Raw genomic sequence first — 20,585 nt, forward strand, 5'->3', positions numbered from 1 at the left:
GGTTCAGCCGCTGACGCCCACCAGCTCGTTGGGCACCTCGAGCTCGGCGTCGGGGTCGGTCTTGTAGTCACCCAGGACGTACGCCGAGGTCTCCGACCCGGCCTGGTTCCCGATCCGGCCGTAGGAGTCAGGCGCCGCGACCTTGCGGATCCGGTCACCGTCGACGAGCAGCACCCCGTCCTCGCACCCGACGACGGCCGTGTGACCGCCGTACGCCTCGCCGTGCACGCCCGGGCAGGCGTCGCTCGACGCGACCATCTCTCCCGAGGCGGCCACCACCTGGACGCCGTTGCGCTCGTCGGCCGTGCCCACGGTCGTCAGCCAGGACCCGTCGTGGCCGTGCACGGCCACGACGTCGTGCGGCCGTCGTGGACGACCACGTGGCCGGGCTCGCTGGCCGCGATCGTGAACCCGGTGAGCTCCGGGTCGTCGACGTAGGAGTGGCCGTGGTCGCCGTGGTCGGCGGTCCAGCTGCCGAGGTCGAGGGCGGTGAAGCCGCCCGCCGCGGACAGCAGCACGTGGCGCTCGTCGCCGGCCGCGTTCACCCGGGCGAAGCCCTCCTGCGGTACGTCGGCGAGCACGTCGCCGTCGGTCGCGTCGATGACGAGGACCCCGCCGTCGTAGGTCACCGCGAGCCGCGGCTCGGGGGAGTCGACCTGGCGGACGGTCGGCGCCTCGGGAGTCGAAGCCGTGGCGTCGGAGGAGCTCTCAGAGGCGGACCCGCAGCCCGCGGCGAGCCAGGTGAGAGCGGCGGCGAGGAGGACGGGGAGGGAGCGTGGATGGATGCGCGACATGAGAACGATTGTCATTATAAATGAGAATCGTTGTCAACTGCGATCGGCGTACTAGCCTGCGCAGAGTGAGGTATCCGCACGAGCGACTGGCCGCGAACCCCCACGACCGCACCGCCCAGCACCGCTCCAACGACGCCTGGCTCGAGGAGCGGTGGGCCGACCCGGCGACGCGCGTGCTGGTCGTCTCGGGCACCCGCATCCGGCCCCGTGGCGGACAGATCGACTGGATCTCGCCCCAGGAGGCGCCCGACGGGCTGCGGGTGCTGCTCGGCGAGCACGATGGCCGCGCGTGGTTCGCGGTGGTCGTCGACGCGGAGATGTCGAGGTCTGCGGAGAAGGGGGAGTGGACACCGCTGCGCGGCCTGCTGCCGCACCTCGCCGACGACGCGATCGCCGGCGCGCCGCTGGTCTTCCACGCGCTGGGCCTGGCGGAGTGGCTCTTCGTCACCCGCTACTGCCCGCGCTGCGGCGAGCCGCTGAGCCCGGCGCGTTCGGGCCACGAGCTGACCTGCCCGAACGGGCACACGCAGTTCCCGCGCACCGATCCCGCGGTGATCATGCTCGTCGCCTCGGGCGAGCCCGGGTCGGACGACGAGCGCTGCCTGCTGGGCCGCCAGTCGGTGTGGCCGGAGGGCCGCTACTCCACCCTCGCGGGCTTCTGCGAGCCGGGGGAGACGCTGGAGGACGCCGTACGGCGCGAGGTGCTCGAGGAGGTCGGCGTGGTGGTCGGCGAGGTCACGTACTTCGGCAACCAGCCCTGGCCGCTGCCGGCCAGCCTCATGCTGGGCTTCGTCGCGCGGGCGGTCACCACCGAGCTGACTCCCGACCGCAACGAGATCGAGGACGCGCGCTGGTTCACGCGCGCGGAGATGCGCGAGCTCGCGGAGGCGGGCACGCTCGTGCTCCCCGGGGGAGTCTCGATCAGCCGGTCGCTCGTCGAGCACTGGTACGGCGGGCCGCTGCCCGGGAGCTGGTGAGCCCGCCGGCCCTCAGCTCGCCAGCGCGGCCAGCTTCTCCTTGACCTGGGCCAGCGACGGGTTCGTCTGCGCGGTGCCGTCGGCGTAGACCAGCGTCGGCACCGTCTGGTTGCCGTTGTTGGCCGACTCGACGATCTCCACGGCGCTGGGGTCCTGCTCGATGTCGACGATGTCGTAGGCGATGCCCTCACGGTCCAGCTGGCTCTTGAGCCGGTGGCAGTAACCGCACCAGGGGGTGGTGTACATCGTGAAGCTGCTGCTCATCTGGGACTGTCGCCTCCGACGTCTAGGGTGTGGGTCGTCCACCGGATCCAACCATCCGCACCCAGGAGATGTTCCCCCGCATGCCCACCCCCGACGACCTGCTCGCCGCGCTCGACCCGGAGCAGCGCCGGGTCGCGGAGGCGCTGCGCGGGCCGGTGCGGGTGCTCGCCGGTGCCGGCACGGGCAAGACCCGCGCGATCACCCACCGGATCGCGTACGGCGTCGCGTCGGGTGTCTACGCGCCCACCGAGGTCCTCGCGGTCACGTTCACGACCCGGGCGGCCGGCGAGATGCGGGGCCGGCTGCGCACCCTCGGCGCCTCCGGCGTCCAGGCCCGGACCTTCCACTCCGCCGCGCTGCGCCAGCTGCGCTACTTCTGGCCGCACGTGCACGGCACCGAGCTGCCGACGCTGATCGAGTCGAAGATCGGCCTGCTCGCGTCCGCCGCGCGCCGGCAGCGGCTCAACGCCGACCAGGCGCTGCTGCGCGACCTCGCCTCGGAGGTCGAGTGGGCCAAGGTCAGCAACGTCCACCCCGACGACTACGCCCGCATCGCCGCGGCACGGGGCCGGTCGGTCTCCGGCCAGGACCCCGAGACCGTGGGCCGGGTGTTCGGCAGCTACGAGGAGGTCAAGCGCGGCCAGGGCCGGATGGACATGGAGGACGTCCTCCTCCTCACCGCCGGCATGCTCGCCGAGGACGAGCGGGTCGCCGCGCAGGTCCGCCGCCAGTACAAGTGGTTCGTCGTCGACGAGTTCCAGGACGTCTCGCCGCTCCAGTCGGCCCTGCTCGACCTGTGGCTCGGGGGGCGGGACGAGCTCTGCGTGGTCGGCGACCCCGCCCAGACGATCTACTCGTTCGCGGGCGCGAACGCCGACTACCTCCGCGAGTTCCCGAAGAGGTACCCCGGCACCACCTCGGTCGAGCTGGTCCGCAACTACCGCTCCACCCCCGAGGTCGTCGACGCCGCCAACACGCTGCTCGCCGGCACCGCCAGCCAGGGCGTCGAGCTCCGCGCCCAGCGTCCCTCCGGCCCGGCGGTGACCTACACCGCGCGGCCCGACGAGGTCGCCGAGGCCGAGGCCGTCGCCGCGCAGGTCCTGCGGCTGCGCGACGCCGGGCGCTCGCTCGGCGAGGTCGCGGTGCTGTTCCGCATCAACGCCCAGTCCGAGTCCTTCGAGGAGGCGCTCGCCGCGCGTGGCCTGCCCTACGTCGTCCGCGGCGCGGCCCGCTTCTTCGAGCGCCCCGAGGTCCGCGAGGCGGTCACCCGGCTGCGCGGCGCGGCCCGCTCCGGCGAGGGCGACGCCGCCGAGGACTGGGTCGACGTCGTCCGTGCCACCCTGGCCGGCATGGGCTGGACGCCCGAGGCGCCGACCGCCCGCGGCCAGACCCGCGACCGGTGGGAGTCGTGGCAGGCGCTGGTCGACCAGGCGAGCGAGTTCGCGACCAGCCACGCCCAGGGTGACCTCAACGCGTTCGTCGACGACCTGGACCGCCGGGCCGCCGAGCAGCACGCCCCGGTCGCCGACGGCGTCACCCTGGCGACGTTCCACGCCGCGAAGGGCCTGGAGTGGGACAGCGTCTTCCTCTGCGGCCTCCAGGACGGCACGCTCCCGATCACCTACGCCGAGACCCCGGCGGCGGTCGAGGAGGAGCGCCGGCTGCTCTACGTCGGCATGACCCGTGCCCGCGTCGACCTCCACCTGTCCTGGGCGCTGGCGCGCAATCCCGGCGGCCGCGCCTCGCGGAAGCCGTCCCGGTTCCTCGACCCGCTGCTCCCCGACGACGCCCGGGGCCGGCAGGACCTCCCGCGCTCGCGCAAGGTCGCGAGCTGCCGCGAGTGCGGCCGTCCGCTGTCGACGGGCGCGGAGAAGAAGCGCGGCCGGTGCGCGGACTGCCCGGCGTCGTACGACGAGGAGCTCTTCGACCGCCTGCGCGAGTGGCGCAAGGAGCGTGCGGGGGAGGAGAGCGTGCCGGCGTTCGTGGTGTTCACCGACGCCACGCTCCAGCTCATCGCCGAGCACAAGCCGCGCACGCCGGAGGCCCTGCTGCGCATCAGTGGGATAGGCCGGTCCAAGCTCGATCGGTACGGCGAGGACGTGCTCTCGCTGGTCGGTTGAGGCGGATGCCGAGGCGTGGATGAGCTGAGCGGACTCGGCGGACCCGGCGAGGCACCGACGACGACGGACCGTTCGCCCGAACGGCGCAATTGCGCCGCAAGCGCAGCCCGACCCACGCCTGAGGCGCCCATCCCGCGCAATTGCGCCGACCGGGCAGCAGCCGCCCGGTCGTTCGGACCCACCTGACCGCGTCGGCGCCGCCGCGACCGTTGACCGCGACGACCGCGACGACCGCGACGGCCCCGTCGTCAGGCGGATCTCGAAAGAGTTCGAGAAATACCCATAAAACCGTTTGCCCATTACCCGCAGGAGCCGATAGGTTTCCGGTCAAGCAATTCCATGCGCACACGATCCTGGCACGATCGGCGCCCGACGCACCGAAGGAGGTGGCCCTGATGAACAGCACCAAGCTCTGGATGACGGCTCAGACCCCGTCGGCCTTTGGCATGCCCATTTCCGGTCACACCTTCGGCGTGATCACGCCTGCCACCGATGCCTGCGCTGCCGCGGCCACGACGCTCGTCGTGCGCGAGCGCGCCGCCATCGCGGCCGTCAAGAGCGCCGTCAAGGGGGACATGGGCCTCGCCCAGTCCTACTTCCCGGGGACCAGTGCCTGGAGACCACCGACCTGTTGAGAACCAACAGCATCGGCAGCCTCCAGGCCGCGGAACCCGAACCGGGATCCGCGGCCTTTCTGTTTCTTCACGAGACAGAGCTTCCCCGCACCGACCCGCACCACCCACAGCGATCAGGTCAGAGAAGGAGGTGAAACATGACCATCAGTGAACTCGTCCGCACCGATGGAGCACTGCCGATGACGGAGTCGTTCCAGGGGGCGAGCCTCGGTGTTCTCCACGACCAGGCGAGCCAGGTCGACGACGACCTGCTGCCCTGCCGGGTGAACAACCCGGAGCTCTGGTTCGCCGAGTCCCCCGTCGACGTGGAGGCCGCCAAGGCCCTCTGCCAGGAGTGCCCCGTCCGGGCCCTCTGCCTCGACGGGGCCCTCGAGCGGCGTGAGCCGTGGGGCGTCTGGGGAGGCCAGCTCTTCCTCCAGGGCGTCGTGATCCCGCGCAAGCGGCCTCGCGGCCGGCCCCGCAAGAACGAAGTCGCCGCCTAGCCGGCAGCGTCCCGCACCACCACGCACCTCTTTCGACAACGACGTCAAAGGAAGCACCCGACATGAACATCACGCACGACTACCTGGCTCGCGCTCACGTGAGCGCTCGCCTCGGTGACGCCCAGAAGGCCCGCCGCGGGCACCAGCTGGCCCACGCGATCCGCTCCGGCCGCCGCGCCGAGCAGCTCGCCCAGAAGGCCCGTCTGGCCCTGGCCCGGTCGCTCTGAGCGCACCGACGACCTGAAGAAGGAACCGACTCCGATGGACAAGACCACTCACCTGAACGGACGTAACGACATGACGCTCATGCACGAGGACCTGGCTCGCGCACAAATGGCCGCGCGCCTGGGAGAGGCGCAGCAGCTCCGGCGTGGTGCCCAGATGGCCCGCGCCCGCCGACTCAGCCGCAAGGCGGAGAAGGCCGCACGGGACGCTCGTCTGGCCCTCGCCCGAGCCCTGTGACGACACCGCACTGACCTGATCGCGGGTGTCTGAGAGACGAAGGCCCGGTACGACCCCACGTCGTGCCGGGCCTTCGTCCGTCTGCTGGCTCACCGACTGGCTGCTGCCGTGGAGCGGCGGGGCTAGGTTGGAGAGGTGACGACCTGCGACTTCTGCGGCCGCGTCGAGACCGACGAGGCGAAGACGCTCACCTGGACGACCGCGGTCGAGAACGGCCGCAAGCGCGCCTACTGCGACGAGTGCTCCCGCGTGAACCTCCGCGCGATGGAGGGGAAGCTCGACAGCGAGTTCTGGTGAGCCGGGGCCGCCGCCGAGCGCAGCCCTAGCCCCAAGCGCACCCGCAGTGCGGATGCCGCTCCCAGGTACGCCGCCGGGGCGGGAGCGTCGGGCCGAGCTCGACGGTCGCCGACCACGTGGCGGGCTCGCCGCCGCCCAGGAACGTGAGCAGGTCGCGCACGGCCCACGCGGCCGCCAGGGTGGCGAGCGTCGGGTCGTCCGGGGCCGCCGGGAGGCCGGCCAGCTGCTCGACCACGAGGGCGCGGCGCGGGTCGTGGTGGCCGCGGTGCGCGTCGACGCAGCGCAGGCAGGCGGTACGGCCGGGGACCACGAACGGCCCGACGGTCCAGCCGTGGGCGTGGGCCGCGAGCACGAGGTGAGGCCGGCCGGCATGCACCTCCGCGTCGGCGTCGGCCCGGGGCACCTCACCGGAGACGCCGACGAGCGCGACCGGGGCCGCGGGGTCGACCGCGCAGCCCGCCTCGCGGAGCAGCCGCTCGACCTGGGGGACGCCGGCGCCGAGCGCGACCACGCGGTCGGCCGGCTCCGGCTCGGCCAGCAGGCCCGCGGCGGCCAGGTCGGCCAGCGCGCGCTGGGCCGCCACCGACGCGGGCGCGGGGGAGCGGCCGGCCGTCAGGTCGTCGAGCAGCCGGCGTACGTCGGGATGATCGGGGAGCACCGCCCGCCACGGCGGGTCGATGCCCACCTGGAGGTGGTGGTCGTCGCGGCGCGCGACGTGCAGCCCGGGACGCAGGGAGGTCATCCCCGGCGTCTACCCCGATCGGACGGGGCAGGGTCGGTTGTCCACAGTGCCGGAGAAACTACGACGGCGCCCGTCCCGGTCGGGTGACCGGGGCGGACGCCGCCGTGGAACTCGTGGGGCGATGCTGCTTTCGCGTCAGGCCTTGCCGAGGATCCGGTTGAGGTTCGTGCCACAGACGGGGCAGACGGCCTTCGCCATCCGGGTGCCCTTGTCGTTGACCTTGACCTCGCCCTCGGCCTCGCGCTTCTCCTTGCACTTCACGCAGTAGAACTCGCCGCTCCAGGTCTCCGCCATGACGGCCTCCTTGCCTAGTTACTCTCTCGGTCGTCGCGACGGGGTACTTGGGGAAGACCCGCCGGAGTCCGGCGAAGGTGCCGCCGAACCGACTCGACCCTACGACATCCCCGCTCAGAACCGCGTCAGGCGCACCGTGTGCGGTGAATCTGGTCACGGCGTGTCGCGGTCGCGATGAGTACGTTGACGCCATGTCCGAACCTCAGCACCTCCGCGTGGAGCGCCCGTCCGACGGCGTCGCCCTCCTCGTCCTCGACAACCCCGACCAGCGCAACGCGATGTCCGACGAGATGACGGCCTCCTGGGTCGCCGCGATCGACGAGCTCGCGAGCGACCGCTCGGTCCGCGCGGTCGTGGTGACCGGAGCGGGGTCCGCGTTCTGCTCCGGCGGCAACACGTCCTGGATCGCCAGCGAGCCGGACGCGTCGGTGGACCACCTGCGCACCCGGATGATGGCGTTCTACCGGGACTGGCTCTCGATCCGCCGCCTCGAGGTCCCGACGATCGCCGCGGTCAACGGCCCCGCCGTGGGCGCCGGCCTGTGCCTGGCGCTGGCCTGCGACATCCGGTACGCCGCCGCCGGCGCCAAGCTCACCGCGCCGTTCGTGAAGCTGGGCATGCACCCGGGCATGGGGGCGACGTCGCTGCTCCCGAACGTCGTGGGCGCGGCGCACGCGCGCGACCTGCTGCTCACCGGGCGCGTCGTCGAGGCCGAGGAGGCGCTGCGCCTGGGCCTGGTCTCCCGGGTGATCGAGCCGGCGGCGTTCCTCGACGAGGTGCTGGCCACGGCGGCCGGGATCGCCGCGAGCGCGCCGATCGCCACCAAGCTCACCAAGCTCGCCCTGCGCGACGGCGGCCACGCCGACGTCGAGGCCTGCCTCCAGTGGGAGGCGATGGCGCAGCCGATCACGCTGGCGACCGCGGACCTCCAGGAGGGGATCCGGGCGGCGCAGGAGAAGCGCACGCCGGTCTTCCGCGGGGAGTAGGCCCGACCCGAGACGAAAGAGAGGCCCCCGGTCACCGGTGGACACTTGCCTTCCCCTTGCGAGTGTCCCTCGGTGGCCCGGAGGCCCCATCTGCGGCACACGCTAGGAGGCGGTCGCCGACAGGGTCAACGCGGGTCCGGCGCAGCCTGTGGACAACGTTGTGGAAAACCATGTGGAGAACGCCCCTCGACGGTGGAGGAGGCCGGGATGCCGCTGTGGACAACAACCCGCCGGGGACGGCGGACCACCCGCTGACCAGCGAGAATGGCCGTCCACCGGGTGTGGAGAGAAGAAACCTGAGACGAGATCGCGAGGTGATCGGCGTGTCGGAGCGCTACGACGGGGGCCCGGTGGCGGCGCTGCGCCGGATCGCGTTCCTGCTCGAGCGCGGGCGCGAGGACACCTACAAGGTCAAGGCCTACCGCAACGCGGCCGCGGCGATCCTGCCGCTGCCGGCCGACCGGGTGGCGGCGGCGGTGGAGGACGGCACGATCACCGACCTGCCGGGGGTCGGGGCGAGCACCGCGAAGGTGATCGCCGCCGCGGTGCGGGGCGAGCTGCCCGACCGGCTGGCCGCCCTGGAGAAGGAGTACGGCGGACCGCTCACCGGCGCCGGCGCCGACCTCCGGTCGGCGCTGCGCGGCGACCTGCACTCGCACTCCGACTGGTCCGACGGCGGCTCCCCGATCGAGGAGATGGCCTTCACCGCGATGGAGCTCGGCCACGACTACCTCGTGCTCACCGACCACTCGCCGCGGCTGACCGTGGCGCACGGGCTCAGCCCCGAGCGGCTCACCCGGCAGCTCGGCGTCGTCGACGCGGTCAACGAGCACCTCGCCGCGATCGGCGGCGGCTTCACGCTGCTCAAGGGCATCGAGGTCGACATCCTCGACGACGGCTCGCTCGACCAGGCCGACGAGCTGCTCGCCCGGCTCGACGTGCGGGTGGCCAGCGTCCACTCCAAGCTCAAGATGGACGCCGCGGACATGACCACGCGGATGGTCGCCGCGGTGCGGAACCCGTTCACCAACGTGCTCGGCCACTGCACCGGACGGATGGTGATGGGCAGCCGCGGCACCCGCCCGCCGTCGCAGTTCGACGCGAAGGCGGTCTTCGAGGCCTGCGCGGAGCACGACACGGCGGTCGAGATCAACAGCCGGCCCGAGCGGCGCGACCCGCCGACGAAGCTGCTCGAGCTGGCCCGCGACGTCGGCTGCCTGTTCTCGATCGACAGCGACGCGCACGCGCCGGGCCAGCTCGACTTCCAGGTGCACGGGTGCGAGCGCGCCGAGGCCGCCGGGATCGACCCCGACCGGATCGTCAACACCTGGCCGAAGGAACGGCTCCTGACCTGGGCGAACCGGTAGGTTCAGGACATGTCCGCCACGCCGACCCGCCCGGAGGTGGAGGTGCGGCGCTCCAAGCGGCGGCGGCGTACCGTCTCCGCCTACCGCGACGGCGATCGCGTCGTGGTGATGATCCCGGCCTCGCTCTCCCGCAAGGAGGAGGCCGAGTGGGTCGAGACGATGCTCGCCCGGCTCGAGCGCTCCGAGCGGCGCCGCAAGCCCAGCGACTCCGACCTGATGAGGCGGGCCCGCGACCTCAACGACAAGTACCTCGGCGGGCTGGCGACGCCGGAGTCGGTGCGCTGGGTCGACAACCAGCAGTCCCGGTGGGGCTCCTGCACGCCCGGCGACCGCACGATCCGGCTGTCGGGACGGCTCCAGGGGATGCCTTCGTGGGTGATCGACTACGTGCTCGTGCACGAGCTGGCGCACCTGCTCGAGCCCGGTCACGACGCCAGCTTCTGGGCGTGGGTCGACCGCTACCCCCAGGCCGAGCGCGCGAAGGGCTACCTCATCGGGTGGTCGACCGCGGCCCGGCTGGACCCGCCGCCCGGCGACGAGATCGACTGAGCGCGACCAGCTCGACCAGGTCGGGCTCGGGGTCGGGCAGCGCGTCGACCGGCCACCAGCGCAGGTCGAGGGACTCGTCGCTGATGACGTGGGCGGCGTCCGGCGCGACCGCGACGAACCGGACGTCGAGGTGGTGCACGTCGCCGGTCGGGCCGCAGAACGGGACGGCGTGCTCGCTGAGCTGGACCGGCACCGGGTCGAGGACCAGTCCGTCGATGCCGGACTCCTCGGTCGCCTCGCGCAGCGCCGCGCCGGCCAGGGTCGCGTCGCCGGGCTCGCAGTGGCCGCCGAGCTGGAACCACGCGTGCGCCTTCGCGTGCAGAGTCAGCAGCACGGCGTCGTGCGCCGCGTTGAGGACGAGCGTGCTCGCCGTGACGTGGTCCGGCGTGCAGGCGCGGGTCAGGCCGTCGGGGTGGGCGCGCAGGTGCTCGACGTACCGCCGCCGGAGCCGCTCCTGGGCGTCGTCGGGCGCGGGCCAGCCGTCGAGGACGGCGAGCGCGTCCGCGTGGAGCGTCACTCCTGAGGGCCGTCGGCGGGGCCGCCGTCGAGCAGCTTCTTCAGCTCGGCGTCGAAGTCCTCGTCGCTGAGCTGTGCGGGGGCCGAGGCGTCCTCGCGGAAGCCCAGCGGGTCGTCGAGATCAGCGGCCGACGGCAGCAGGTCGGGGTGCATCCACACGCCGTCGCGGGCCTCGGCGCCCTGGCGGGTGCGCAGCGAGCCCCACAGCGTGGACGCGTCGCGCAGCCGGCGCGGGCGCAGCTCGAGGCCGACCAGCGTGGCGAAGGTCTGCTCGGCCGGGCCGCCCGCGGCGCGGCGGCGCCGGAACGCCTCCTGGAGCTTGCCCGCCGACGGCATCCGCTCGGCGGTGGCCTGGCCGACGACCTCGTCGACCCAGCCCTCGACCAGCGCGAGCGTGACCTCGAGGCGCTGGAGGGCGGCCTCCTGGCCGGCGGAGCGGGGGACGTCGAACATCCCGCCCTCGAGCAGCTGCTGCATCGACTCGGGGTTGGTCGGGTCGATGCCGCTCATCTGCTCCTCGATGCGGGAGCGCATGCCCTCGGCGTTGATCTCCAGCCCGCGGGCGTAGTCGGCCACCGCACCGATGAGGTGGTCCCGCAGCCACGGCACGTGCGCGAACAGCCGTTGGTGGGCGGCCTCGCGCAGCGCGAGGTAGAGGAGGACGTCGTCCTCGGTGACGTCGAGCCCCTCGGCGAACGCGCCGACGTTGGCGGGCACGATCGCCGCCTTGCCGGGCGCGGCCAGCGGGAGACCGATGTCGGAGACGCTCAGCACCTCCGCGGCGAGCGCGCCGAGACCGGAGCCGACCTGGGAGGCGAGCATGCCGCCGACCGCCTTGCCGAGGATGCCCAGCATCGGGCCGGCCATCGCCTGCGCCTCGTCGCCCAAGGCCCCGGAGAGCGCCTGCACCGAGGACTCGGCGATCGGCTCGACGAGAACCTTCCACACCTCGGTGGTGCCGACGATCCACTCCGCGCGGCTCCAGGCCGTCGCGGAGGTGACGCCGGAGGGGAACGCGGTGGTCGCGTCGAGCCAGTGGTCGGCGAGGCGGACGGCGTCCGCGACCGCGTCCTTCTGCTTCTGCGTGGGGGAGGGGTCCGGCGCCTGCGCGACGGTCTTGCGCGCCATGTCGAGCGCGAAGTCCCAGTTGAGCGGGCCGTCGTTGGGCTGCATCAAGAACTGGATCTGGCTGAAGAGCTGGCTGAGGTCGGGCAGTCCCGCGCCCGCGGCGCCTCCCTGGGCACCGCCCAGGGCGCCGAAGAACTGCTCGAAAGGCGTGCCCTTGAAGGGGTTCTGGCCGCCCTCGTCCGGGGAGTCGGGCGTCTCGCCCGGCTTGTCGTTCATGCCTCAACCGTACGCGGTTGGCCTGAGCCACGACGATCGACGCAGCGCCGTCGCGAGCTGCGCGATTGGGCGTGGACTGGTGAGGCGCCGTCCACCCTCGGCGACGGCACGGTGACCGAGATCGGCCCGCGGGATCCGCACCCGACCAATGAAGGGCGGAAGCCGTGGCAGCAGCACAGAACTACCCGGCCATCAGGGCCGAGTACGTCGGCCTGCCGATCGCTCGCGCTGGTGCTGTCGCTGGTGCTGTCGGTCGCTCAGCCGGTCCGGCGCATCGGCCGCCGGATGCACTCCGCGGTCCTGCCAGGATGGAGCGAGGGCAACGCAGCCAGGTCGCGTTCAGCGCGCGGCGTAGTAGGCGTGGAGTCGCTCGGCACGGTCTAAGGTCGTGCTGTGAGCGCTGTACGGCTTGTGGACCTCCGGGAAGACCCCCTCGACGTGGCCGAGGTCGTGGCCGCGCTCGATGACGACGCCTCCGGCGGGCTGACCCTCTTCGTCGGCCGGGTGCGCGACCACGACGGCGGCAAGGACGTGGACGGGCTCGACTACTCCGCCCACCCCACGGCCCTCGAGGTGATGCGCGGGGTGTGCGAGCGGATCGCCGCCGAGCACGACGTCACCGGCGTGGCCGCCGTGCACCGGGTCGGCACCCTCGCCATCGGCGACGTCGCGGTGATCATCGCGACCACCGCCGCCCACCGGGGCGAGGCGTTCACCGCGTCCCGGGCGCTGATCGACACCCTCAAGGCCGAGGTGCCGATCTGGAAGCACCAGCGCTTCGACGACGGCAGCGACGAGTGGGTCGGCACGCCGTAGCAGGTCCGCGGGGAAGCGCGCCGCGATCCGTACCCTCGACGCGTGGAGATTCTGCTCTGGCTGCTGCCGTCGGTCGTCGTCACCGTCGTGGCGATGCTGTGGGTCGGCTGGGCGGGACGCGAGGGCCGCGGCGAGGTCGACCGCGAGGTCGCCGTACGTCGCCTGGCGGCCGCGCTGGAGCGGGAGCCGCGCCGGAGCCGGCCGGGATACGCCGTCGAGCAGCCCGCGCCCGACCGCTCCACCGGGGTCGCGGTGCGGCCCTCCCGCCGCGCCTCCTGAATCCGTCCTAGGGCGGGTCTGACAGTCTTGGCGCCATGACGCAGCGCACCCTGGCCGGGATCCTGGCCGTGCCGCTGCTCATCGCGCTCTGGCTCACGGCCGCGCTGGCGCCGCTGCCCTACGTCACCTACGAACCCGGCCTCACCGTCGACGTGCTGGGTGACAACGACGAGGGGCAGGAGATCATCGACGTCTCCGGGCGCACGGCCTACCACGACGACGAGGGCCAACTGCGGATGACGACCGTCTACGTCTCGCAGCCCAGGCCCGAGGGCAGGAACAACCTCTTCGAGCTGATGCACGACTGGATCAGCGACGAGTCCGCGGTCTACCCCTACGACTCGGTCTACCGCGAGGACGAGACCGTCGAGCAGAACCGCGAGGAGGGCCAGGCCCAGATGACCACCTCCCAGGACGCGGCCACGGCGGTCGCCCTGGAGGAGATGGGCTTCGACGTCACCGAGCCGGTCGTCGCCGCCGTCTCGGACGGCACCCCGGCCGACGGTGCGCTCGAGCCCGGCGATGTGATCCTCAAGGTCGACGGCGCCCCGGTGACGACGTCCGAGGAGGTCGTCGACGAGGTCGGCGCGGCCGAGGTGGGCGAGGAGGTCACCTTCGTCGTACGCCGCGACGACGAGCGCACCGAGGTCGACGTCACGCCCGAGGAGGTCGACGGTGGCCCGCAGGTGGGCATCTCGGTCGGCACCCAGGTCAAGGCCGACCTGCCGGTCGACGTCACCATCAACATCGACGCGAGCATCGGCGGGCCGAGCGCGGGGCTGATGTTCTCCCTCGGCATCTACGACACCCTCACGCCCGGCTCGCTGACCGGCGGCCAGACCATCGCCGGCACCGGGACCATGGACGCCGCCGGCCGGGTCGGGCCGATCGGCGGCATCCAGCAGAAGATCGTCGGGGCCCGGGACGCCGGCGCGAAGCTGTTCCTCGTGCCTCCCGGGAACTGCGAGGATGCGCTCGGCGCCCCGAACGAGGACATGCGGCTCGTCCGCGCGGACACCATGCACGACGCCCGCCTCGCCATCGAGGCCTGGGTGAAGGACCCCGACGCCGACCTGCCCAGCTGCGAGGAGGCCTCCGCGTGACCGAGTTCGACCAGGACCTCGACGTCGACCCGGCCCTCGCGGCCGCCGTCCTCGAGATCGAGGAGCACGCGTCCGAGAGCGGGTGGGACCAGCCGGCCCGGCTCTACGCCCTCGTCGACACGCAGACGATCGTCGAGCACGAGCCGGCTCTGGCGGCCGCGATGGGCCTGGACGAGTCGTCCGCCCAGGGCTCGCTGACGCCGGTCGAGCAGGACCAGCTCGCGCCCGACCAGCCGCTCGAGGTGGCGCTCCAGTCGATGAGCTGGCCGCCGGGCGTCACCGGCTGCGCCGCGGTCGTCGAGCGGCTCGTGCTGCCGCCGGACGCGGACGTCGAGATCCCCGAGGACCCGGCCGCGGCCGAGGAGTTCGCCCGGGAGCACCCGGACCGCCAGGAGGTCCGGATCGTCGCCGGCGCCACGCGCGCCGGGGCGACGTACTGCGCACTGCGACTGCGCGCGCACGACGACGCCCAGTCAGTGGTGGGCGGCGTGGATCTGGTGCCCCAGCTGCTGCAGCTGCTGGGCGCGACGCTTGAAGAGGAGAACGAAGGATGAACCCGGCATGAGCGAGCTGTTCGACGAGGGCGGTCGGGAGGCCGCCGCGCCGCCACCGAGGGGGTCGCGCCGGTCGCGCGCGCTGATCATCACCGCGGTCGTGCTGGTGCTCGCCTTCCTGGGGCTGAGCACGTTCGCCAACCTTTACACCGACCGGCTCTGGTACAAGCAGGGCGGCTACGCCGGGGTCTTCTCCACGCTGTTCTGGACCCGTGCCGCGCTGTTCCTGGTCTTCGGTGCGCTGATGACCGTGGTGGTCGGGATCAACATCTACCTGGCCTACCGGTTCCGGCCGTTCTTCCGGCCGAGCTCCCCGGAGCAGAGCGGTCTCGACCGCTACCGCGAGGCCGTGACGCCGATCCGCACCTGGCTGCTCGTCGGCGTCTCGCTCGTGCTGGGCGCGTTCGCCGGAAGCTCGGGGATCGGGGAGTGGCGCAACTACCTGCTCTGGCGCAACGGCGGCTCCTTCGGGGAGGAGGACGCCTGGTTCGGCAAGGACATCGGGTTCTACGTCTTCGACCTGCCGTGGCTGCACTACCTGGTCGACTTCGCGATGGCGGCGCTCGTCATCTCGCTGATCGCCGCCGCCGTCGTGCACTACCTGTACGGCGGGATCCGGCTCCAGGCCTCGCGCGACCGCCTCTCGGGTCCGGCGCAGGTCCAGCTGTCGATCCTGCTCGGCCTGTTCGTGCTGGCGAAGGGCGCGGACTACTACCTCGACCGCTTCGACCTGGTCACCCAGGGCGGCGGCCTCATCACCGGCATGACCTACACCGACCACCACGCGGTGCTGCCGGCCAAGAACATCCTGCTCGGGATCGCGGTCATCTGCGCGATCCTCTTCTTCGTCAACGTCTGGCGGCGCACCTGGCTGCTGCCCTCGGTCGGCCTCGCGCTGCTCGCGGTCTCCGCGATCCTGCTCGGCCTGATCTGGCCGGGCATCGTGCAGCAGTTCCAGGTCAAGCCGTCCGAGGCCGACCGGGAGGCCGAGTACATCCAGGCCAACATCGACGCCACGCGTCTGGCCTACGACGTCGACGACGTCGAGGTCGAGGAGTACACGCCCTCCAGCGACCTGACCGGTGGACTCGACGCGCTGGACGAGGAGACCTCCTCGGTGCCGCTGGTCGACCCGCTGCTGGTGCGGGACGCCTTCGAGCAGAACCAGCAGGTGCGGGCGTACTACTCGGTCGCCGACGTGCTGGACGTCGACCGCTACGACATCGGCGGCACCGAGCGTGCGCTGGTGCTCGGCGTCCGCGAGCTCGACCAGTCGGGTATCCCCGCGGGTGACCAGAACTGGTCGAACCTGCACACCGTCTACACCCACGGCAACGGGGTCATTGCGGCGTACGCCAACCAGCGCCCCGAGGACAACCGCGCCCAGATCGACACGACCAGCGCGGCGGCCGACTCGGTGGGCATCGAGTGGGCCGAGGGCACGAACGTCGGCCAGAGCGAGCTCAGCGAGGCGACCGGCGGCTTCGAGAACCGGATCTACTACGGCGAGCAGAGCCCCGACTACTCGATCGTCGGCAAGGCGTCGGACGAGTCCGACGACGTCGAGCTGAACCTGCCGCTGGCCGGCTCGGACCTGGGCGCGACCACGACGTACGACGGCGCCGGGGACGCGGGCGTCGGGGGCACGTTCAACCAGCTGATGTTCGCGGTGAAGTACGGCGAGCCGAACTTCCTGCTCTCGGGCCGGGTGAACGAGAACAGCCGGATCCTGTTCGACCGCGACCCGCGCGAACGGGTCCAGAAGGTCGCGCCGTGGCTGACCGTCGACAGTGACGTCTATCCCGCGATCGTCGACGGCCGGATCCAGTGGATCGTCGACGGCTACACGACCACCGACCGCTATCCCAACGCGGAGAAGGAGTCGTTCCAGACGATGACCGACGACTCCCTCCAGCAGGACATCGGCCTGCGGACGCTGCCGACCGACGAGATCAACTACATGCGCAACGCCGTGAAGGCCACGGTCGACGCCTACACCGGCGAGGTGGTCCTCTACGCCTGGGACGAGGAGGACCCGCTCCTGCAGACCTGGCGCGCGGCGTTCCCCGGAACGGTCCAGGACAAGGAGCAGATCTCGCCCGAGCTGCTCGCCCACCTGCGGTACCCCGAGGACCTGTTCAAGGTCCAGCGCTACCAGTTCGCCCGCTACCACGTCACCGAGGCCACGGCGTTCTACCAGGGCAACAACCGGTGGGAGGTCCCCGAGGACCCGTACGCGAACGGCAAGTTCCAGCCGCCGTACCGGCTCTTCGTCGACAGCCCGGGCACCGACGGCGAGGTCTTCTCGCTCACCTCGGTCTACGTGCCGTTCGAGAAGAACAACCTGGCCTCGTTCGTGTCGGTGGACGCCGACGCGACCGGCGACGACTACGGCAAGATCCGCGTGCTCCAGCTTCCCAACGAGCAGACGCCCGGACCGGGCCTGGTCGCCAACCAGTTCGCCTCGGACCCGAACGTCGCTGACCTGCTCGCGCAGTTCAACCGAAGTGGTGCCCGCCCGGTCTACGGCAACCTGCTCACGCTGCCCATCAACGACGGGCTGATGTACGTCCAGCCGGTCTACGCGACCCGGGAGCTCTCCGACTCGAGCTTCCCGATCCTGCGCTACGTGCTGGTGAAGTACGGCAACGACATCGGGGTCGGCGCCACGCTGCGCGGCTCGCTCGCGAACCTGCTCGGCGTGAGCGACCCCGGCGCCGGCTCGGGAGCTGGCGAGCCCGGCGACGGGAGCGGCGAGGGCAACGGGGACGGGAGCGGCGACGGCGGGACCGGCGGCGGCGAGGGCACCGGTGGTCAAGGCGCCGACGCGACGATCCAGGGCCTCCTGGCGCAGGCCGAGGCCAAGTTCGCCGCCGCCGAGGCGGCCCTCGCGGCCGGCGACCTGGGGACCTACCAGGAACGGGTGGAGGAGGCACAGGCACTCGTCGGCCGGGCGATCACCCTCGCCCAGCGGCGCGACGGCGGCTCGTCGGGCTCCCCGGGCTCCCCGGGCTCCTCGTCGCCCTCCGCGTCCCCGTCGGAGGAGGCCGCCGACTGACCCCGATTTGGCCCGTCCCACCCCACCCGGTAAGGTTTTCCTCACCGACGCGGGGTGGAGCAGCTCGGTAGCTCGCTGGGCTCATAACCCAGAGGTCGCAGGTTCAAATCCTGCCCCCGCTACGAAGAAAGTCCAGGTCAGCCCATGGTTGACCTGGACTTTCGCTTTGGGGGCGAGATGCGATCCCATCGTTTACCCATCACATTGACAGGTGCGCAGCGTGGCCCAGTCGGGCCGCAGCACCGTTGGTTCCGGTCGCTTCGGGCTTCCTCGGCAGCCGTGGCTCACCTACTCGGCATGAGTACGACGCAGCTGGGGCTGGAGCCCCTGATTGGGGTCGAGGAGCTCGCCGACTACCTCGGTGTGCCCGTGCAGACCATCTACGACTGGCGGCTGTCCGGTCGGGCGCCGCGGGCCTTCAAGCTCGGCAAGCACCTGCGGTTCGCCGTCAGCGACGTGCAGGAGTGGCTCGAGGAGCACCATGAGGGTCGCGGCGATGAGTAGGCCGCGGATCCCGATCGGTGGGTACGGCGAGATCGCCTTCATCTCGCGCGGCAAGGGCAAGGTCGAGGCGCGCACCCGCTTCCGGGGCTGGGACGGCCAGACACGGCTCGTGTAGGCGACCGCCTCGTCGAGGCCCGCGGCCGAGGTGGCGTTGAAGAAGAAGCTCACCCAGCGCAACGCCTTCCAGCCGGTCGACACCACCCGCACGCCGGCCAGCCCGTTTCCGGCCCTGGTCGACTACTGGCTTGCCGACCTCGACCTGGAGGGACGGATCGCGCCCGCGACCCGGTTCAACTACGAGCGCGACATGCGCCGCCTGGTCCTGCCGGCGTTCAAGGGCTTCGCCCTGCGCGAGATCGGGGTCGCCCGCTGCGATGCCCTGCTCAAGCAGTTGGGCAACAGCTCGTACTCGTCGGCCAAGCGAGCTCGGACCGTGCTGAGGCAGGTCGTTCGCACTCGCGGTCAGGCACGAGGTGCTCCCGCGCAACCCGATCGACAACGTCTCCCGCCTCCACAAGCCGAAGCGCACACCCACCGCCCTGACCGCGGCGGAGGTCAACGCCATCCGCGCGGTGATCAAGGCATGGGAGTCCACAACGGGAACCTCCGGCCCGAACCCCGACGGACAGCTCGGCCAGATCGTCGAGGTCATGCTCGGCACCTCCGCCCGGATCGGCGAGGTGCTGGCCATCCGCCGCCGCGATCTGGACCTGACGACGACACCGGCGACGCTGAGGATCTGCGGCACCGTGATCTCCGAGCGCGGCAAGGGGACCTATCGCCAGGAGCATCCCAAGACGGACCGGTCGAACCGGGTGATCGCGCTGCCGAGCTTCACCGCCGAGGCCTTGCGTCGGCGGATGGCGATCATGCGGGACCACTCGCTCGACGCCCTGGTGTTCTGCTGCCGCGAGGGCACGCCGCTGACGACCGCGAACGTGCGTCGGCAGCTCCGCAAGGTCCTCGGCGAGGCTGGCATCGAGGGCGTCACGCCCCACATGTTCCGCCGGACCGTCGTCACCGTGGTGAACGAGCAGGCGAGCCTCAACCTTGCCTCCGAGCTGCTCGGTCACACCGACCCGAAGATGACAGTCGAGCACTACATCCGCCGCAACGAGCACGTGAACCCGCTGACCGCCGAGCTCCTCGACCAGGCGTTCGCCCACAAGGACGACTAACGGGGATCGAGCTCGTCGGCCCACGCATCGAAATAGGTCCGAATGTCGGTGATGGGCACGCCGACGTCCGGGAAGTCCTGGTCCTCGATGCGGCCATGGGTGCGCAACGTCGCAGCGAACATCGCGAGATCGAAGCCCGGATCGGCCTCGGCCGCCTTCCGGAGCGTCTCCTCGCGGTCGAATCGCTGGTGCAGCACGTAGACGTCGACGAAGTCACGCGGTTCAGCACGACCGAACAGCGCGAGCGTCTTGCGGATCGCGAGTTCGTCGGGAGCGAAGCTTGGCCCGGCGATCGTGACGGTCGGAGTGCTGGCGGCGGGACTGTCGACCGCGAGGTCCACGAGAACCGTCTCCGGGCCGGTGACCGACCACCGCCGAAACTCCTCGCCGGTTCGCACCAACTTGTGGCTCCACCCGCGAGCCGTGACCGCGGCGATGAGCGCTTCGCTCGCCGCCTCGACGCTGCCCGCGCGACGCGATGTGAAGAAGTCGAGGTCTTCGGTCGGCCTCGGCACGATCCCCTGGGCGATCAGAGCCCCGCCGCCGGCGAGCAGGAACCCTGCCGACTCGGGCAGGGCGAAGAACACGTTGGCCAGTTCGACCTGGAAGTCGCTCAGCCTTGAGTCGCTCACGCGATGGCACCGAGCGACGCGATGAGCGGCTCCCAGGCGCTGCGGATCGCCCGCGGGATGACGAGGTCGTCCCAGAGGTCGACGAGCAGGGCCCCGTCCAAGTAGGCGAGCAGGTCGGCCGGCTCACCTTCGCGAAGAACGATCTCGTAGACCCTGGCCCGGTCGCGCCGGTCGCGAAGGTTGTAGGGACGCGACGGGCCGGACCAGTGCAGATGCTGGGGCAGCGTCACGGTCGCCAACGCCGTGGCTGTGTCGAGGCGCCACAGGCGATCAGGCACGACGAACGGCTCCCCGCGAGCGCCGGGGTGGGTGGTGAACTCGACGCGGGGCACGAGGTCAAGATCGAAACCGCTGCTCTTCACGATCCGCTCGGCCACAGCGAGCGTCGGCGACTTGGTGCCGTGCTCGTAGGTCGAGAGCGTGGGCTGCGAGGTGCCCGAACGGCGCGCCAGTTCCCGCTGCGACAGTCCACTGCCGCGGCGTGCGCGCGCGATGATCGTTCCGGCCATGTCCGCCATGATATCCGTGTAGATATCGCTCCTCAAGGTCTCGCCGGCGCGCTACCGAAATCGCTTGGTCATGTCGGAGGCGATCCGTAGCGTCGATCGCGGCCAGGAGGCAGTCAGAGGAGC

27 protein-coding genes and 1 tRNA gene are annotated in these 20,585 nt (G+C 71.7%); 19 read left to right on the forward strand and 9 right to left on the reverse strand.

The genetic code is table 11. The annotated features are described in order from the left end of the window. Window positions 1–3 precede the first annotated feature (3 nt). Both ACYQ0U_RS02800 and ACYQ0U_RS02805 read right to left on the reverse strand, forming a co-directional pair. Window positions 4–345 carry a hypothetical protein gene (locus tag ACYQ0U_RS02800; RefSeq protein WP_459969159.1) on the reverse strand — a complete coding sequence of 114 codons (342 nt, stop codon included), beginning with the start codon at window positions 343–345 and terminating at the stop codon, window positions 4–6. After that, a complete protein-coding gene (locus tag ACYQ0U_RS02805) occupies window positions 318–794 on the reverse strand; it encodes a hypothetical protein (protein WP_459969161.1) in 477 nt (158 codons plus the stop codon). The genes ACYQ0U_RS02800 and ACYQ0U_RS02805 overlap by 28 nt, the downstream gene beginning before the upstream one ends. A gap of 65 nt (window positions 795–859) precedes the next feature. Between ACYQ0U_RS02805 and nudC the strand changes: the two genes are divergently transcribed. Beyond that, window positions 860–1,771 carry an NAD(+) diphosphatase gene (gene nudC, locus ACYQ0U_RS02810; protein ID WP_459969163.1) on the forward strand — a complete coding sequence of 304 codons (912 nt, stop codon included), beginning with the start codon at window positions 860–862 and terminating at the stop codon, window positions 1,769–1,771. Window positions 1,772–1,783: 12 nt separating this feature from the next. Here nudC and ACYQ0U_RS02815 read toward each other — a convergent pair whose 3' ends face one another. Further along, on the reverse strand, window positions 1,784–2,035 hold the full coding sequence (locus ACYQ0U_RS02815) for a mycoredoxin (protein WP_459969165.1): 252 nt from the start codon (window positions 2,033–2,035) through the stop codon (window positions 1,784–1,786). An 80-nt stretch (window positions 2,036–2,115) separates the two neighbouring features. Between ACYQ0U_RS02815 and ACYQ0U_RS02820 the strand changes: the two genes are divergently transcribed. The 6 genes from ACYQ0U_RS02820 to ACYQ0U_RS02845 all read left to right on the forward strand — a co-directional run bounded on the left by ACYQ0U_RS02820 (window position 2,116) and on the right by ACYQ0U_RS02845 (window position 6,031). Then, entirely contained in the window at window positions 2,116–4,155 is a 2,040-nt protein-coding gene (locus ACYQ0U_RS02820) for an ATP-dependent DNA helicase UvrD2 (RefSeq protein ID WP_459969167.1), read from the forward strand. Between the two features lie 395 nt (window positions 4,156–4,550). Further along, entirely contained in the window at window positions 4,551–4,790 is a 240-nt protein-coding gene (locus tag ACYQ0U_RS02825; RefSeq protein ID WP_459969169.1) for a hypothetical protein, read from the forward strand. A gap of 137 nt (window positions 4,791–4,927) precedes the next feature. Continuing rightward, window positions 4,928–5,272 (forward strand): WhiB family transcriptional regulator, encoded by a 345-nt coding sequence (locus ACYQ0U_RS02830; protein WP_459969171.1) that lies wholly within the window; start codon window positions 4,928–4,930, stop codon window positions 5,270–5,272. Beyond that, window positions 5,176–5,499, forward strand: coding sequence for a hypothetical protein (locus ACYQ0U_RS22930; protein WP_488199412.1), 324 nt, complete (start codon window positions 5,176–5,178; stop codon window positions 5,497–5,499). Before ACYQ0U_RS02830 ends, ACYQ0U_RS22930 begins: the two co-directional genes overlap by 97 nt. A 34-nt stretch (window positions 5,500–5,533) precedes the next feature. Continuing rightward, a complete protein-coding gene (locus ACYQ0U_RS02840; protein WP_459969175.1) occupies window positions 5,534–5,734 on the forward strand; it encodes a hypothetical protein in 201 nt (66 codons plus the stop codon). Window positions 5,735–5,869: 135 nt separating this feature from the next. Continuing rightward, a complete protein-coding gene (locus ACYQ0U_RS02845) occupies window positions 5,870–6,031 on the forward strand; it encodes a hypothetical protein (protein WP_459969177.1) in 162 nt (53 codons plus the stop codon). Between the two features lie 25 nt (window positions 6,032–6,056). On the opposite strand, the gene ACYQ0U_RS02850 is transcribed toward ACYQ0U_RS02845, so the two are convergent. Beyond that, window positions 6,057–6,773, reverse strand: coding sequence for a hypothetical protein (locus ACYQ0U_RS02850; protein WP_459969179.1), 717 nt, complete (start codon window positions 6,771–6,773; stop codon window positions 6,057–6,059). A 135-nt stretch (window positions 6,774–6,908) separates the two neighbouring features. Continuing rightward, window positions 6,909–7,067 carry a DUF5679 domain-containing protein gene (locus ACYQ0U_RS02855; RefSeq protein ID WP_011754982.1) on the reverse strand — a complete coding sequence of 53 codons (159 nt, stop codon included), beginning with the start codon at window positions 7,065–7,067 and terminating at the stop codon, window positions 6,909–6,911. A gap of 191 nt (window positions 7,068–7,258) precedes the next feature. On the opposite strand from ACYQ0U_RS02855, the gene ACYQ0U_RS02860 reads away from it, so the two are divergent. The 3 genes from ACYQ0U_RS02860 to ACYQ0U_RS02870 all read left to right on the forward strand — a co-directional run bounded on the left by ACYQ0U_RS02860 (window position 7,259) and on the right by ACYQ0U_RS02870 (window position 9,969). Further along, on the forward strand, window positions 7,259–8,053 hold the full coding sequence (locus ACYQ0U_RS02860) for an enoyl-CoA hydratase/isomerase family protein (protein WP_459969182.1): 795 nt from the start codon (window positions 7,259–7,261) through the stop codon (window positions 8,051–8,053). 323 nt (window positions 8,054–8,376) lie between these two features. Then, window positions 8,377–9,420: a PHP domain-containing protein gene (locus ACYQ0U_RS02865; RefSeq protein WP_459969184.1), complete on the forward strand. Its 1,044-nt coding sequence runs from the start codon at window positions 8,377–8,379 to the stop codon at window positions 9,418–9,420. Window positions 9,421–9,429: 9 nt separating this feature from the next. Beyond that, on the forward strand, window positions 9,430–9,969 hold the full coding sequence (locus tag ACYQ0U_RS02870) for a M48 metallopeptidase family protein (RefSeq protein WP_459969186.1): 540 nt from the start codon (window positions 9,430–9,432) through the stop codon (window positions 9,967–9,969). On the opposite strand, the gene ACYQ0U_RS02875 is transcribed toward ACYQ0U_RS02870, so the two are convergent. Together ACYQ0U_RS02875 and ACYQ0U_RS02880 are read right to left on the reverse strand one after the other, a co-directional pair. Then, window positions 9,911–10,486, reverse strand: a complete 576-nt coding sequence (locus ACYQ0U_RS02875; protein ID WP_459969188.1) for an NUDIX hydrolase — start codon at window positions 10,484–10,486, stop codon at window positions 9,911–9,913. The genes ACYQ0U_RS02870 and ACYQ0U_RS02875 overlap by 59 nt on opposite strands. Continuing rightward, window positions 10,483–11,829 (reverse strand): zinc-dependent metalloprotease, encoded by a 1,347-nt coding sequence (locus ACYQ0U_RS02880; RefSeq protein ID WP_459969190.1) that lies wholly within the window; start codon window positions 11,827–11,829, stop codon window positions 10,483–10,485. Before ACYQ0U_RS02880 ends, ACYQ0U_RS02875 begins: the two co-directional genes overlap by 4 nt. 393 nt (window positions 11,830–12,222) lie before the next feature. Between ACYQ0U_RS02880 and ACYQ0U_RS02885 the strand changes: the two genes are divergently transcribed. The 9 genes from ACYQ0U_RS02885 to ACYQ0U_RS02925 all read left to right on the forward strand — a co-directional run bounded on the left by ACYQ0U_RS02885 (window position 12,223) and on the right by ACYQ0U_RS02925 (window position 19,321). Then, window positions 12,223–12,645, forward strand: a complete 423-nt coding sequence (locus tag ACYQ0U_RS02885; protein ID WP_459969192.1) for a molybdenum cofactor biosynthesis protein MoaE — start codon at window positions 12,223–12,225, stop codon at window positions 12,643–12,645. 42 nt (window positions 12,646–12,687) lie between these two features. Further along, window positions 12,688–12,924 carry a hypothetical protein gene (locus ACYQ0U_RS02890; protein WP_459969194.1) on the forward strand — a complete coding sequence of 79 codons (237 nt, stop codon included), beginning with the start codon at window positions 12,688–12,690 and terminating at the stop codon, window positions 12,922–12,924. A 35-nt stretch (window positions 12,925–12,959) separates the two neighbouring features. Continuing rightward, window positions 12,960–14,027, forward strand: a complete 1,068-nt coding sequence (locus ACYQ0U_RS02895; protein WP_459969196.1) for a YlbL family protein — start codon at window positions 12,960–12,962, stop codon at window positions 14,025–14,027. Then, window positions 14,024–14,581, forward strand: a complete 558-nt coding sequence (locus ACYQ0U_RS02900; protein WP_459969197.1) for a PPA1309 family protein — start codon at window positions 14,024–14,026, stop codon at window positions 14,579–14,581. The genes ACYQ0U_RS02895 and ACYQ0U_RS02900 overlap by 4 nt, the downstream gene beginning before the upstream one ends. 7 nt (window positions 14,582–14,588) lie before the next feature. Then, window positions 14,589–17,639 carry a UPF0182 family membrane protein gene (locus tag ACYQ0U_RS02905; protein WP_459969199.1) on the forward strand — a complete coding sequence of 1,017 codons (3,051 nt, stop codon included), beginning with the start codon at window positions 14,589–14,591 and terminating at the stop codon, window positions 17,637–17,639. A 48-nt stretch (window positions 17,640–17,687) separates the two neighbouring features. After that, window positions 17,688–17,761, forward strand: a tRNA-Met gene (locus ACYQ0U_RS02910). Window positions 17,762–17,936: 175 nt separating this feature from the next. Then, a complete protein-coding gene (locus tag ACYQ0U_RS02915; protein ID WP_459969200.1) occupies window positions 17,937–18,143 on the forward strand; it encodes a helix-turn-helix transcriptional regulator in 207 nt (68 codons plus the stop codon). Further along, the gene (locus ACYQ0U_RS02920) at window positions 18,136–18,258 is read left to right on the forward strand and encodes a hypothetical protein (RefSeq protein WP_459969202.1); all 123 of its coding nucleotides are present in this window, start codon (window positions 18,136–18,138) and stop codon (window positions 18,256–18,258) included. The genes ACYQ0U_RS02915 and ACYQ0U_RS02920 overlap by 8 nt, the downstream gene beginning before the upstream one ends. Window positions 18,259–18,616: 358 nt before the next feature. Continuing rightward, window positions 18,617–19,321 (forward strand): tyrosine-type recombinase/integrase, encoded by a 705-nt coding sequence (locus ACYQ0U_RS02925; RefSeq protein ID WP_459969204.1) that lies wholly within the window; start codon window positions 18,617–18,619, stop codon window positions 19,319–19,321. On the opposite strand, the gene ACYQ0U_RS02930 is transcribed toward ACYQ0U_RS02925, so the two are convergent. After that, window positions 19,318–19,953: a nucleotidyl transferase AbiEii/AbiGii toxin family protein gene (locus ACYQ0U_RS02930; RefSeq protein WP_459969206.1), complete on the reverse strand. Its 636-nt coding sequence runs from the start codon at window positions 19,951–19,953 to the stop codon at window positions 19,318–19,320. The two genes, ACYQ0U_RS02925 and ACYQ0U_RS02930, sit on opposite strands and share 4 nt — an antisense overlap. Continuing rightward, entirely contained in the window at window positions 19,950–20,462 is a 513-nt protein-coding gene (locus tag ACYQ0U_RS02935) for a helix-turn-helix domain-containing protein (RefSeq protein ID WP_459969208.1), read from the reverse strand. The genes ACYQ0U_RS02930 and ACYQ0U_RS02935 overlap by 4 nt, the downstream gene beginning before the upstream one ends. Window positions 20,463–20,585 lie beyond the last annotated feature (123 nt).

Source organism: Nocardioides pyridinolyticus (assembly GCF_054653575.1).